The following is a 13380-nucleotide window of genomic DNA, read 5'->3' as shown; positions in this document are numbered from 1 at the left end:
AACAGAGCATACTAGCTCCATGCCATCCACCATCAGCAGCCCCAATAGCTGAACTTATATGATCATATCCAGCTGCAATATCTGTAACTAATGGTCCTAAGATATAAAAAGGTGCCTCATGACAAAGCTCACGCTGAAGCTTCATGTTACGCTCAATCTGGTTTAGTGGAACATGCCCAGGGCCTTCTATCATAACCTGAACATTTTTCTCCCAAGCTCTTAGAGTTAAATCACCTAATACTTTAAGCTCACTTAGTTGTGCATCATCACTAGCATCAGCTAAACATCCAGGTCTAAGTGAATCTCCAAGGCTCAAAGAAACATCATACTTTGCACAGATATCCAAGATATCATCAAAAGCTGTATAAAATGGATTTTCTCTATGGTAGTGCATCATCCAAGCAGCCATCAAACTTCCGCCGCGACTTACTATTCCCATTTTACGCTTTGCTATCTTTGGCATAGTCTCAAGTAAAAAGCCAGCATGTATCGTAAAGTAACTAACACCTTGTTTTGCTTGACGCTCTAGTACTTCAAGCATAACATCAATGCTTAGATCTTCTATTTTATTTCCAACATCATGTAGTATCTGATAAATTGGTACTGTTCCAATTGGAATCTTTGAAGATGCTATTACAGCTTTACGTATCTCATCAAGATCCCCACCAGTAGAGAGATCCATCGCAGTATCTGCCTTGTAGTGTTGAGAAACTTGCATTTTTTCAACTTCACCTTGAACATCAGATGCTATTGCAGATGAGCCAATATTTGCATTTATCTTACATGTAGCCGCAATTCCTATAGCCATAGGCTCAAGCGTTGTATGATTTACATTTGCTGGAATAATCATTCGCCCTCTTGCAATTTCACTGCGAACTAGCTCAGGAGAGAGTTTTTCAAGTTTTGCAACATACTCCATCTCTTGTGTGATAATTCCTTGTTTAGCATAATACATTTGCGTCTTTACAGGGTCGTTTTTACGCTTCTCTACCCACAATGATCTCATGGTTATCTCCTTTTAAAAATTATATATATCGTTATGTTTAAGTCATTGGAAATATAATCAAATAAAGTTAATCTAATATTAACTCTATTATTTGATTTAATAATTTATACATATCAATTGATCTATGCAAGATAAAAAAAAGCATTTGACGTGTATAATTTCGTAACACTTAAAAATTTCAGGAGTCTACTTGTCTAATATAACACTTATTTTACTTGCTGCAGGTAGTTCTTCTCGCTTTGGGCTAGATGTAAAAAAACAGTGGTTAAGAGTCGGTTATAAACCTTTGTGGCATTTTGTAGCAGATAGATGTGAAAAAACGAATCATTTTGCTAAAATCATTATCACTTCTTCACTTGATGATATAGAGTTTATGAAAAACTATGCAGATTATACATTTGTAAAGGGCGGGCAAACAAGACAACAATCTTTAAAGAATTCCCTTATACAAGTAGATACAGAGTATGTGCTTGTAAGCGATGTAGCACGTTCTTGTATTGATGAAGCCTTTTTAGAGAGAATCATCTCTTATGTTGGTAAAAGTGATTGTATTGTTCCATATCTAAACATAACAGACACTATTGTGTATGATGATAAAACCATAGATAGAGACAAAGTAAAGAGAGTTCAAACTCCTCAACTCTCTCTAACATCTGCTCTTAAGAGTGCTCTTTTAAGCAAAGAAGAGTTTACAGATGAGAGCAGTGCTATTGTTGCAAATGGTGGGAGTAGAGAGTTTATACAAGGTCAAGAGAGCGCTCATAAAATAACTCATATAGAAGATCTCAAAAATCTTACATGCCTTAGCGCACCATCAAATGACACACTAAGTGGTGTTGGTTTTGATGTTCATGCTTTTGATGATAAAGGTGAGATGCACCTTGGCGGCGTAAAGATAGATTCTGCGTATGGCTTTAAAGCTCACAGTGATGGAGATGTTGCTATCCATGCCTTAATTGACGCACTTCTTGGTGCTGCTGGCATGGGAGATATTGGTATGATGTTTCCAGACAATGATGCAAAGTATAAAGGCGCAGACTCTAAAGAGCTTTTAAAAGAAGTTGTTATAAAACTTCGTCATTTTGGGTTTGTTATAGTAAATGTAGATATAACAATCGCTGCAGAGAAACCAAGGATTGGTAACTATAAAGTAGTGATGAGAAAAACACTTAGTACTCTTTTAAATATAGACGCTCAAAGAGTAAACATTAAAGCTACTACAACTGAGAAACTCGGCTTCATTGGCAGAGGTGAAGGTGTAGGAGTAATTGCAAACGCAAATTTAAAATATTTTGATTGGACAAAGATTTGAAGATATTAATAATAGAAAATGAAGTTTATTTAGCCCAGAGTATCGCTACAAAACTTAGTGAATTAGGTCATATTTGTGAGATGTGTACATCTACAAGAGATGCCATAAAAAGTAACAATTATGATGTCGTACTTCTCTCAACAAATATCAATGGTCAAGACTTTAACCCTGTAATTGATACATTTAAAAAATCCATCATTATTTTAATGGTATCTTACATAAGCAACGATACTGTTTCAAAACCACTATCTGCTGGGGCTAAAGACTATATTTTAAAGCCTTTTATGATTGAAGAGCTTATTAGAAAAATAAACCATTATCAAGATTATGAAAAATTAAAAAAGAGAAACATTGCGTATGACAAATATCTAACACATACTTTCTCATCAATCTCTAATGAACATAATTTTGACAATATAGAACTTCCACTATTTATCTCAAGTGCTTATCAAAAACATGCTGACTCTTTTGCTTTTGAATATGCAAAGAGAAAAAATCTCCCACTCCATTTTGTAACTCTTAGTGATTCTAAGGCAATAAGCGAAATAGAGTCCATTACCGAGAACTCTCTTATCTATATTATCGACTTGCAAACGCTTAAAAAGGCTGAGAGAAAAGCACTTTACGTTCTTCTTGAGAACAAAAAAGCAATCATATCGAGCAGTGATAAAATAGAGGATGATGAGTTTTCTATTATTGAGATGAAAAGTGAGAGCAATGTCTTTGATCAAGGCGAAATCTTACCAATAGAAGAGTATGTAAAGTTTATAGTTTTAAATTATCAGCATAAATTCCCAGATACAGAGTTGTCAAAAAAGCTAGGGATTAGCCGTAAAAGCTTATGGGAAAAAAGAAAGAAGTATGACATTGTTAAGAAAAAATAAGACACTTCTTATCGATAAAGAAGCAGCTTCTGCGCTTGAGCTTTTAAAAGATGGTGTGCTCTCACCAGTTGAGTCGCTTATGAATGAAGAGCAGAGTAAAAGTGTTTTAAAAACTGGCCTTTTTAATGGTAAATCTTTTCCTTTTCCTTTTCTTCTAGCACCTTCTGGAAAGATGAATGCAGAGGTTTTATCTTCACTTGAGCCAAATGAAGAGGTTACTATTCTTTTTGAAAAGAAACCGTTTGCTATTTTAAAGGTTGATGAAGTTTTTCATATCGATCCTAGTGAGAGAATAAAACAGATATATGGAACTGATGATACTTCTCATCCAGGTGTTTTTGCTACGCTTAAGAGAATTGGCTCTTTAGCTGTTTGTGGAGAATACACTCTTATAAATAAATCTAGCAATAACAATATGCAGATAATACAAGAAGCTAAAAAGCTAGTTGATGCCAAGCATACAACCGCTCTTGTAATGGCTGCAAATCCACTTCACCGTGCTCATGAAAAGCTTATTCGTCAAACGTTAGAGCATACAGATCTGCTTGTTATATTTTTGCTAAAACCATATACAGAATCAAATCTTAGCTATAACATCAGAAAAGAGACACTTGATTATTTTATAAATAATTTTCTTACAAAGAGTCATGTTGTTGTTGTTCCACTAGAAAATAGCTACATATTTGCTGGCTATAATGAGATAATCATTGACTCTATAGTTGCAAAAAATTATGGTTGTGACAAGCTAACAATTGGGCGGAATCACGCAGGTCTTGGGATGTTTTATGACTGTAACTCAAACAAATCAATCGTTGATAAAGTTGTAGGTATTGATATAGAAATCACGGTTGCAAGTGAGTATGTATATTGTGATATATGTACAACATTAGTTAGTAAAAATACATGTCCACATGGGCAACATCATCAGATTTCATACAGCGCTACTTCTATTTTAGAGCTTCTTGAACTTGGCATCTTGCCGCCGACTATTCTAATTAGAAAAGAGATATCTGCAGTGATTCTCTCAAAACTTCATCAAAAAAGATTTAAAAACCTTGAGAAGCTATACTATGATATTTTACCAACAGAAGGGCTTTTAGAAGAGCACACTGAGACTGATTTTTATCTTGAACTTATGAAACTTTATCAAACAACATCTTTAACATAATAAAAATTTAAAAGGCAAATAATGAATTGGTTTTTTATAACTCTAGGCTATAGCGGTCTCTCTCCTAAAGCACCAGGAACAGTTGGTACTCTCGTATCTTTACCTCTTGGTATGTTAATTCTTATATATTTTGATGCACAGACTCTATTTTTAGCAACTCTACTAATCTCTATTATCGCTATTCGTGAGATTAACAAATATGAAGCAAAAAGCGGTACTCATGATGATAAACGCATTGTCATAGATGAGCTCGCTGGAATGTGGTTCGCACTAAGCGTTGCACCTGCTATAAGCGTTAGTATGAGCGAAGTAACTGATTTTCAAAATGGATTTTTGATTCAAAGTTTGCTCTCTTTTGTACTCTTTAGATATTTTGATATAACTAAACCATCCATCATCGGAAGACTCGATCGTGAAGCTAAAGGCGGACTCGGGGTTGTGGCTGATGATGTAGTAGCTGGATTTGTGGCTGGAATACTTAGCGCTCTTATCTGGTATGGTCTTTTAGAGCTTCAATCTATACTCTAATCTATTATCTCTTATGCATCAGGTTGTAGGGACATTTGTCCCTGCCACTTTATACGTTCCACCCATAAAGTGTGTAATATTAAATGAAAAGTGGGTCGTCTGATGGCTCTATCTCTTCAAAATCTTCTATTATTTGATCAAACATCTTCATAGTGCTTTTTGCTTTTGCTATATGCTCATCAAAGATTGCGCTTGAGTTAGGAAATGCTTCACCTAATTCTTTATAGATTAAAACACGTCCATTGATATGTTTATTTATCTCATCAAAAGCAGTTTTTAAATACTCTTTTGAGTTTGTATGTCTAAATAGTGCTCTAACCATTTTAACACGCTCTTTTATAGGAATAGACTCATCTAACGCTTCTGCAATTCTTTTGATATCAAGTCTTGATAAATAAACTCCACTGATAGCTGGAGCTAAAAGTTTTGCTGTGAGCGCATCTACAAATTGAGGAACAGCAATTTCATCCTCTTTATCGGCATTTTCATCAGCATTTTTCATATCTTGTGAATCGAAAGTACATTTGTCTTTTACAAATTTATCAAATTCGGCTCTTAAATCACCTATGTTTTCTTTATTCATTACTTCTCCTATTTTATTAAAATTTCATATCGCTTTTATCATGCTCAAGATGTTTTTTATCTTCTAAAAACTCAAAAGTAGCTTGACTTATAACATCCAACATATTATCAAAGCCCACATAGTAAGCTTCTAACTCATTTGCTCTTACTTTAAGAGCTGAGAACTCTTTTTTATGTTTCATATCTAGATTTATAGCACTTAGTTTACTAATCATTGCAAGAGATTCAAAATCAGAAAAATCAATAACTGCGTCATATGAAGAGAGATCTATATCCATGCCCTCTGCAAGACGATTTATATCTGCGCCCTCAATTCCACTCTCTTGACAAAAGTGCATCAACTGCTCTATCTCATCAAAATAATAACTTACGTCAAACTCTTTTGCAAAAAACACAAATGCTTTAGCTCTAGCATCAACCCCAAGAAGTGCTATCTTTTTAGCGCATTTATCTTTTAAAAATTTTACTATAGCTCGTGAAGATAAAACATCACCTATTAGCCTCTTATCATCTCTAATAATAATGTCACATAACCCACTAAACTCCACTACATCACTTCTCTCATCAAGAACTTCTAGTGTTTTTTTTACATACTCGCTTGATATAAGAGCCCCATTTACGTGTGATTTTTTCATATTTGAGAGTGTGAAGAAAACATCATCCTCTCTTATATTCATAGGAATCATCATCGCATTTTTATTTTTTGCTTTAAATAGCTTATTTAGTGTTGCAGAGATACTATTTTGTCCTGCAAACTCCCCTATAAAGCCATAAAGCTGTGTGTGATGTGATATCTCATTAGCATCGTTCATCATCTTACATATCTCCTTTTATTCCCCAAAGTTCTCTCGCCTCTTCCTCTTCTGCTTTACATCTATAGCATAGTTTATCACTAGTGTTTGTACTAAAAATCACATTGCACTCATTACATCTTCTTACATTAAAAGTGATGAGATTTTGAACTGCTGGCTCAAAAAATTCTTTTATCATATATGTTGGAGAGAGCGTAATAGCATCAGGTTCGCAAACATCATGACATATATGACACTTGATACATAAAAATGGATCAAAATCAATTTTTGAGTTTTTTACATCTGAACTAAGTGCGCCAGTTGGACATACTCTATAACACATCTGACATGCAGTACATGCCTCGCTATCCATTACCTTCATAGAAGTGAACGTTAGCTCATCTGACTCTATTACATGGTAAATAGATGGCTTATTAACTCTCTTTAATGCCGTAAAGAAGAGCTTTCTTCTATCAGTTATCCGTTTTTGCTTTAAAAGCGCTATATCACTCTTTTGCAGAGTATACTCAACTAGCTCATCGGTTGCTTTTTGTATCTCTTTTTCAAACTCTATCTTTGATTTAACAATGCCTTTTAGATTTACCTTAGAGAAAAACTCTCTTCTTGAGCTCTCTTCTTTTGAGTCTTGCTCTTTTTCATACTTGATATGCTCAAGCTTTATAACCGCATCACTCTGCATCGCTTCAAGTATATAAGATGCCTCTTCATAATTCTTCTCAATCTGAGGCTTACATTTGTGAGCAATAGCGCACTCATCACAATGTCCCATATCAAAAATCATCTCTTTTTTAAGAAGCGCCATTGAGATAATATTTTCTATATTAAGTGCTGCAATACACGGCACATTTTTTCTACACGAGATAAGATTATCGCTATCTTCTATATAGTTAAAAAAGAAATCAGTTGTGTTAAAATCATCTAAAGATAGTGCTTCGCTTGGGCATACGCTATCACATGCCCCACACCCTACACAAGCAGAGAAGTTTATTGATGGTAAAGGATTACTTCCAACAACAATAGCCACAGTTGGGCAGATAACTTCACATCTATTGCACTCACTCTCCTTTGAGAGCGACCTTACACAACGACTTGCTTTTAACTGTATCATTTACGCTTTTTGCTCTTTTATCAAATACTCATTATCGCTAAGAATAAACTCTAATGCCAAATCAGCCACATCGTAATAAAGAGGTGTTCTAGCCTCAAACTTTGCATTTATAAGATACATTGGAGCCCATCGTAATAGGTGTTTGTTTAAAAACTCTGTTTGTATCTCTCTTAGAGCTTTTATAGCTTCTTCATCACCTTCTTGCATAGCCTTTGATTCGGCCTCGGTGAGGTGATGCATAAACTCTAGCTCAACTCCAATATGATCAGCTGATATAGCTCTTGCGGCTTCATAATCAACCATAAAATTATACGCGCTGTACATATCTGTAACTGGGTTTGCTCCACCCGTCTCAATCTTTTGATCTTCACGCGTGTAAAAAGTCTCATAAGGTATTAGGTGTAGTAGAGATAAGTTTACAAAATCTGGATTTAAATACTCTTCTAAAAGTTTTTTATCTTGAACATTTAAAAAAGGTTCCCAACTCTTAAGCGTTGGAAAAAAATCTAATATATTTTCATCGCTTCTTATCATACGCAGCATCTCTTCATCTAGCTCTTGAAGTAATATTCGAGATAGAAGAGCGTAAATATTTGCTCTTGCTTTAGTATTTTGCATTCTTTTTTCTTTATTTTGATTTTTTAGTTTATGATTCTATCTAAAAAGTCTAAATCTAGGATTATGCGTTTAAAATCTATATGCTTTAATATAATTGATATAAAACAAAATAATTCACTACTGCGTATGTTAAAATTCAGCTAAAAAAGGATCTATTATTATTTACACATTTATTCATACAGTGCATATTTTTTCAGTTTTTATATATGGTGGTTTCTTATTTGTAGATATTTTATTTTTGTCTAAAATGAATCAAACTCTAAACGAAGCAGAGCAAACAAAAGCAAGAGAAGCTATTATGATTCATGTAAGAAAAGTTGTTCCTTACGCTCTAATGGTAGCAGTTGCAAGTGGCCTTTTTCTCTTCTCTCAAATATTTGGAAAAATTGAAAACGGTTCTTTGTCTTTTTTTCAAACTCTTCTTAGTATTAAAGCGTTTCTTGGATTGTGGTTAGGTTTTAGAGGGATTAATCAGAAGTTATTTAAGATAAATCCATGGGTTTTTAAAAGCCACTTTTTTCCATTTAGTCTTGTTGTCATAATTATTTTATTATCACAATTTATGTATTTATAATAAAAAAGAATCAAATAACTTCATAAAAATATTTTTAAAATATGCTATGATTCACTTAAAATAACTTAACTAAAGGCTTTTAGATGTTTAAAAATCTAAGCATTCATAAAAAAATGAACTATTTTATCGCGATGGTAACAGTCTCTGTATTTTCTGCAGCGATAGCTATTTTTATTGCTATGGGGTATGTTGATTCTGAGTATGAACATTTACATGAAAATTCTATGATTGGCGGTTTAACTACACTAAAAATAGAGAAAAATCTTAATTATGTTAGCAGACTATCAAGAGATATTATGCTTGGTGGAGATTATAAAAAAAACTTAGCAAACCTTGAAAAAACTATTGATGAAATTGAGAGTGGTTTTATCTCTTTAGAGAATTTAATGGTCAAAGATAACTCTTTAAATATGGTCGAAGATGCCAAAACATCTACAATGCTTTTTTTAAATAACACTCTTAAAATGATGAAGTCTATTGATGGTGAAGATATAAGAGATAACAAAACTCAAATCTATGCGGACTACTCTAAAGAATTAACTCCTTTTGCAAACGCATCAAGAGAATCATTTAAAAAACTTGTTGAATTTAAGTCAAAAGAGCTTGAAGATGACTCTTCTTCACTTGCTAAAGTAATCAACTTTTTTAAATACTTAGCTTTAATTGCTGGTATTACAGTTGGCCTTATTGTTTTAATTCTAGCAACTATTATTAGAAAATCTATAACTTCTGGCATAAACGATTTTACATCCCTAATTAGCTATGTTGCTAAAGGTGATTTCAGTCATAAAACAACGACAAATGATAAAAACACAGAGCTAGGAGTTATGGGGTGTGAACTCTCTCAGCTTATTAAACATACACAAGATCTTATTCATGAAATTAACACAACAATTACGGATGCATCTAAGGGAATATTTACACATAAAATTTCATCTGATGGTATGAGTGGAGAATTTGTAGTTGCAATAGAGAGTGTTGGAAAAAGTATAGAGTTTATGAAAACTCAACACGCTAAAGCACAAAGAGATATTTTCAACTCAAAAATCAGTACAAAAAGTGTTAATGTTTCAGAGTCTCTCTCTCTTATTATTTCTGATTTAAGTACAAACATAGATGATTTAAAAACTATCACATCTGCTACAAAAGATGCATCAGACTCTGCAATAAGCTCAAAAAATGATATTTCAAATATCACAAGAGAGCTAAATGCACTAACAGAACAGGTAAATACAAATGACCTCAGCATCTTAGAAATCACAAATCAAGCAAATGAGATAACTTCTGTTATTCAATTGATTACAGATATAGCAGATCAAACAAACCTTCTAGCTCTTAATGCTGCAATTGAAGCAGCCCGTGCTGGTGAGCATGGACGTGGATTTGCTGTTGTTGCTGATGAAGTACGTAAGCTTGCAGAGAGAACGCATAAAGCAACGGGTGAGATTTCTGTCTCTATCAAATCACTACAACAAGATATGAATGAGATTCAGACAAGTTCTGAGATGATGAAAACAACAGTTGAAGACTCAACTCAAAAGATGAATGGGTTTGAAGATACTCTAATTGAGCTTAGTAATAACTCTCTTAAGATGGTTGACTACTCATATGGGATGGAGAACAGTATATTTATAGTTCTTGCAAAACTAGAGCATATCTTATATAAATCACGTGTTTATAACTCTATTGTTTCACTTAAAAAGATGTTTGAACAACAAGATACACATGAATGTGCTCTTGGGATTTGGTATGATGATGAAGGCAAGAGAAGATTCTCTGAAACTTTATCATTCAATAAACTATCAATTCCACACGAGATTGTACATAGAAATGCAAACGCTAATCTACTCTACTTAAATCAAAAAGCAGAAGAAGATACTCTTAAAAATTCACAAAACATTATCACTAACTTTGATAATATGGAAACAGCTTCAGAAGAGCTATTTGCACTTCTTGACACAATGCTTCAAGAGTCAAAATAACCCCTATTCCCACTCATCATAAATTGAGTGGGAATGCTTCTCTTTTTTATAACGTCTTGCATTTTTAGTCTTTTCTAGCTGGTTTGATATATATAAAATATCATCTTTTATCTCTTGTATATCTTTATCACTATCTTGATAAGCAATAATTTTTTTTACGATTTTATGAAGCTCTTGAAGATCACCTTTGTAAATGGCTATCTCTTCAACCTTATTTAAAATTTTTAGACTATTTTGAACTTTTTTGGAGTAACCCTCTTTTGTAATATCTTTAGTAGTCAAAAGATAAGATGTTATACCCTTATGAAATCTCTCCAAGGCTCTTATATAACGAAGCCGAAGAGAATTATCTATAGCTTTTTGCGATGCCATCTCTAACCTATTATTTATTTGTTGATATAATTATACACTTAATTACTGATGTTACGCGTTTTATAAACTAAGCCTAAAAGTAAGCAGGGACAAGCGTCTCTACAACCCCCTAAAGCTATAAATATCATCAAATATGTGAGGAACAAATTATGGAGAAAAATACTTGAAGAAAACCTTACTATCGCTCTTGCTTATATCAGCTTCACTCTTAGCAACTGTTATCAATGAAGAGGCCTCTCAACAACTGCTCGATTCAAAAACACCGATAGTAGATATAAGAACACCTGCTGAATGGAAAGAGACAGGCCTACTCAAAGGCTCTATCCCGATTATGCTCTTTGATGAAAAAGGCAACTATGACCTTAAAGACTTTTTAGATAAGTTAAATAAAGCCGTTGATACAAAAAAACAGTTTGCTATTATTTGTAGAACAGGAAGTAGAACTAGAGTTTTAGCACCATTTTTATCACAAAAACTAAACTACGATGTTATAAATATAAAAAGTGGCATATTATATGCCAAATTTATCAAACTCCCTATCGAGCCCTATTCTGCTAAATAACTCTTTTTGGCTCTATCTTATTTACTAATGCATAAAGCATTGGTAAATAGATAAGATTTAAAATAGTTCCCCAAATAAGACCAAATCCTATTGAAATAGCAATTGGTTGGAGTATTACTGCTTGTCCTGTTGCATAAAATATCAGAGTAAAAAGCCCCAAAAATGTAGTAAGAGTTGTTATGATTATTGGGCGGAGTCTAAGCTTTGCTCGCTTTAAAAACTCTTCTAATTTATGTGTGCCATGTAAAAAATCAATCATTATTATCCCATCATTCACAACAACACCAGCAAGCCCCAATATACCTATAATAGATGCCATAGATAGATTTAAGCCTAAGAGTTTATGCCCTATAAATGCGCCTAAGACAGAGAGTGGTATAACACTCATAACCATAAGTGCGTATTTTATCTTTGGAAATATTATCAAAAGAGACAAGAATATTAAAAAGAGTGCCAAGAGGATAGCCTTTTGCATGTCATCTTTTAACTGTTCTCTTTTCTCTTTTTCGCCAAGTAGCATAATATCAACACCACTAGCTCTTAGTTCATCTAATGTTGGCTGTAACTGATCTAGCACCTCGCCTGAAGTTGTTTTTCTTTTATCTATACTTGCAAAAAAAGTTTTTATAATACTTCCATTGAGTTTATTTATCTTCTCATAATCCCTTATCTCAATGATATCTGCAACCTGAGTTAATTTTACAGATTTTCCCTCACCAAAAGGGATGCTAAAATTTAAAAGTGTATCAATTTTGTCTTTTTTAATATCCTCTGTTTTGATCTCCATAACACCTCTCTCATTGAAAGTTGTTGTCTGCTTTTGCTCTAAGAAGTATGCACTTAGTGTTCTAGCGATAGATGCTTCACTAAGCCCTAAACTCTCCCCATATGAGTTTATCTTGATCTTATACTCCATCTTTCCTAGTTTTATATTGTCACTAAAATCTCTGATTCCTTCGATCGTTTTTATCTTCTGCTCAAGTTTTTTTATCCCACGTTGTAAAAGCTCATCATTCATTCCAGAGAGATTTATCTCAATATCACTTCTAATAAGCCCAGGCTTATCCTCCATAACACCCAAATCTTCCATGTTATATTTACTCTTAAAATCTTTAATAATCTCTCTTGCCCTAGGTGAGAGTTCATAAGTCTGCTCTTTGCGTATCTTTAGTGGGTCATTAAAATTGAAATTCAGATTTAAAATAGGCGTTATATAACTATCTACAAAGTTTGTACTCGCTCTATCATGAAGCTCCATAGTAATCATAAAAACACCACTATTTCTTTGAGTCTCTCCAGATAAACTTCTTCTATATCCAATAAAACTAGAAATCGCTTTTAGTGAGAACTCCTCTTTATGTTTTAAGAGTTCATTCTCTATCTCTTGAGAGATTTTATAGGTCTCTTCAAGAGGTGTATTTATATCTATTTTGCCAGATATATAGAGAAAATTTCCATCAAAATTTGGGAAAAACTGAAACCTCATAGTGCTTGCCATATAGATAGATATTAGTGGAATTAGAACTAAAAAGAAGAAAATTGATATTTTTTTAAAGTGTAAAAAGCGTAAAACAACTCTCTCATACATATTTTGAAGTGGAGTCCAATTTACCAGATTTTTGCTTGGTTTTAAAAACTCATATGCATGAAGTGGTAGAAATAAAAAACTCTCTAAAAGCGAACCAAGCAAAATTATAATTACTGTGATTGGAATGAGCAAAATAAAAAGTGCTGTCTCTCCTTGCATCATAAAGATTGGTAAAAATGCGACAACAGTTGTCAAAGTAGCAAGAGTAACAGGCAGAATCATCTCCTTTAAACCTCTTATAGTTGCCTCATATCTATCCATACCATCATCAATGTAGCGTTGTA

The 13380-nt window shown here is 33.4% G+C and carries 14 protein-coding genes; 7 read left to right on the top strand and 7 right to left on the bottom strand.

Features of this window, described 5'->3' with window-relative positions; genetic code table 11:
• The coding region (gene thiC, locus PHI38_RS06555) for a phosphomethylpyrimidine synthase ThiC (RefSeq protein WP_299854107.1) at positions 1–1006 on the bottom strand (1006 nt) is incomplete at its 3' end.
• A 190-nt stretch (positions 1007–1196) separates the two neighbouring features.
• On the opposite strand from thiC, the gene PHI38_RS06550 reads away from it, so the two are divergent.
• From PHI38_RS06550 to PHI38_RS06535, 4 genes are read left to right on the top strand one after another with little or no spacing between them, the layout of a single operon-like run.
• Positions 1197–2318, top strand: coding sequence for a bifunctional 2-C-methyl-D-erythritol 4-phosphate cytidylyltransferase/2-C-methyl-D-erythritol 2,4-cyclodiphosphate synthase (locus tag PHI38_RS06550; protein ID WP_299854105.1), 1122 nt, complete (start codon positions 1197–1199; stop codon positions 2316–2318).
• A complete protein-coding gene (locus PHI38_RS06545) occupies positions 2315–3202 on the top strand; it encodes a response regulator (protein ID WP_299854102.1) in 888 nt (295 codons plus the stop codon). Before PHI38_RS06550 ends, PHI38_RS06545 begins: the two co-directional genes overlap by 4 nt.
• Positions 3180–4370, top strand: coding sequence for a sulfate adenylyltransferase (locus PHI38_RS06540; RefSeq protein WP_299854099.1), 1191 nt, complete (start codon positions 3180–3182; stop codon positions 4368–4370). Before PHI38_RS06545 ends, PHI38_RS06540 begins: the two co-directional genes overlap by 23 nt.
• A gap of 21 nt (positions 4371–4391) precedes the next feature.
• A complete protein-coding gene (locus PHI38_RS06535; protein ID WP_299854096.1) occupies positions 4392–4898 on the top strand; it encodes a phosphatidylglycerophosphatase A in 507 nt (168 codons plus the stop codon).
• A gap of 79 nt (positions 4899–4977) precedes the next feature.
• Here PHI38_RS06535 and PHI38_RS06530 read toward each other — a convergent pair whose 3' ends face one another.
• Genes PHI38_RS06530 through PHI38_RS06515 form a run of 4 tightly spaced genes read right to left on the bottom strand, consistent with a single transcriptional unit; the run spans position 4978 to position 8018 of the window.
• Complete coding sequence (locus tag PHI38_RS06530) at positions 4978–5481, bottom strand: hypothetical protein (RefSeq protein ID WP_299854094.1); 504 nt, start codon at positions 5479–5481, stop codon at positions 4978–4980.
• A 16-nt stretch (positions 5482–5497) separates the two neighbouring features.
• Positions 5498–6295, bottom strand: a complete 798-nt coding sequence (locus PHI38_RS06525) for a hypothetical protein (RefSeq protein WP_299854092.1) — start codon at positions 6293–6295, stop codon at positions 5498–5500.
• Position 6296: 1 nt separating this feature from the next.
• Positions 6297–7400 (bottom strand): 4Fe-4S binding protein, encoded by a 1104-nt coding sequence (locus PHI38_RS06520; protein ID WP_299854089.1) that lies wholly within the window; start codon positions 7398–7400, stop codon positions 6297–6299.
• A complete protein-coding gene (locus tag PHI38_RS06515; protein WP_299854087.1) occupies positions 7401–8018 on the bottom strand; it encodes a molecular chaperone TorD family protein in 618 nt (205 codons plus the stop codon).
• 247 nt (positions 8019–8265) lie between these two features.
• Here PHI38_RS06515 and PHI38_RS06510 point away from each other — a divergent pair, with 247 nt between their 5' ends.
• Complete coding sequence (locus PHI38_RS06510; RefSeq protein WP_299854084.1) at positions 8266–8592, top strand: hypothetical protein; 327 nt, start codon at positions 8266–8268, stop codon at positions 8590–8592.
• A gap of 83 nt (positions 8593–8675) precedes the next feature.
• A complete protein-coding gene (locus tag PHI38_RS06505; RefSeq protein ID WP_299854081.1) occupies positions 8676–10574 on the top strand; it encodes a methyl-accepting chemotaxis protein in 1899 nt (632 codons plus the stop codon).
• Between the two features lie 3 nt (positions 10575–10577).
• On the opposite strand, the gene PHI38_RS06500 is transcribed toward PHI38_RS06505, so the two are convergent.
• Positions 10578–10946 (bottom strand): hypothetical protein, encoded by a 369-nt coding sequence (locus tag PHI38_RS06500; RefSeq protein WP_299854078.1) that lies wholly within the window; start codon positions 10944–10946, stop codon positions 10578–10580.
• A gap of 163 nt (positions 10947–11109) precedes the next feature.
• Here PHI38_RS06500 and PHI38_RS06495 point away from each other — a divergent pair, with 163 nt between their 5' ends.
• Positions 11110–11508 (top strand): rhodanese-like domain-containing protein, encoded by a 399-nt coding sequence (locus PHI38_RS06495; protein WP_299854075.1) that lies wholly within the window; start codon positions 11110–11112, stop codon positions 11506–11508.
• On the opposite strand, the gene PHI38_RS06490 is transcribed toward PHI38_RS06495, so the two are convergent.
• Positions 11501–13380 (bottom strand): efflux RND transporter permease subunit (locus PHI38_RS06490; RefSeq protein ID WP_299854072.1); only part of this gene is annotated, 1880 nt, incomplete at its 5' end. The genes PHI38_RS06495 and PHI38_RS06490 overlap by 8 nt on opposite strands.

The sequence above is a fragment of the Sulfurimonas sp. genome, from assembly GCF_028694895.1.
Lineage (GTDB): Bacteria > Campylobacterota > Campylobacteria > Campylobacterales > Sulfurimonadaceae > Sulfurimonas.
Note: the sequence above shows the minus strand (reverse complement) of the source record. Positions and strands in the feature narration are given on the sequence as shown.

Coding starts and splice junctions, on each gene's coding strand:
- PHI38_RS06525 (WP_299854092.1), bottom strand. CDS start 6,295: ATGATGAACGATGCTAATGAGATATCACATCACACACAGCTTTATGGC.
- PHI38_RS06500 (WP_299854078.1), bottom strand. CDS start 10,946: ATGGCATCGCAAAAAGCTATAGATAATTCTCTTCGGCTTCGTTATATA.
- PHI38_RS06520 (WP_299854089.1), bottom strand. CDS start 7,400: ATGATACAGTTAAAAGCAAGTCGTTGTGTAAGGTCGCTCTCAAAGGAG.
- PHI38_RS06515 (WP_299854087.1), bottom strand. CDS start 8,018: ATGCAAAATACTAAAGCAAGAGCAAATATTTACGCTCTTCTATCTCGA.
- PHI38_RS06505 (WP_299854081.1), top strand. CDS start 8,676: ATGTTTAAAAATCTAAGCATTCATAAAAAAATGAACTATTTTATCGCG.
- PHI38_RS06530 (WP_299854094.1), bottom strand. CDS start 5,481: ATGAATAAAGAAAACATAGGTGATTTAAGAGCCGAATTTGATAAATTT.
- PHI38_RS06510 (WP_299854084.1), top strand. CDS start 8,266: ATGAATCAAACTCTAAACGAAGCAGAGCAAACAAAAGCAAGAGAAGCT.
- PHI38_RS06540 (WP_299854099.1), top strand. CDS start 3,180: ATGACATTGTTAAGAAAAAATAAGACACTTCTTATCGATAAAGAAGCA.
- PHI38_RS06535 (WP_299854096.1), top strand. CDS start 4,392: ATGAATTGGTTTTTTATAACTCTAGGCTATAGCGGTCTCTCTCCTAAA.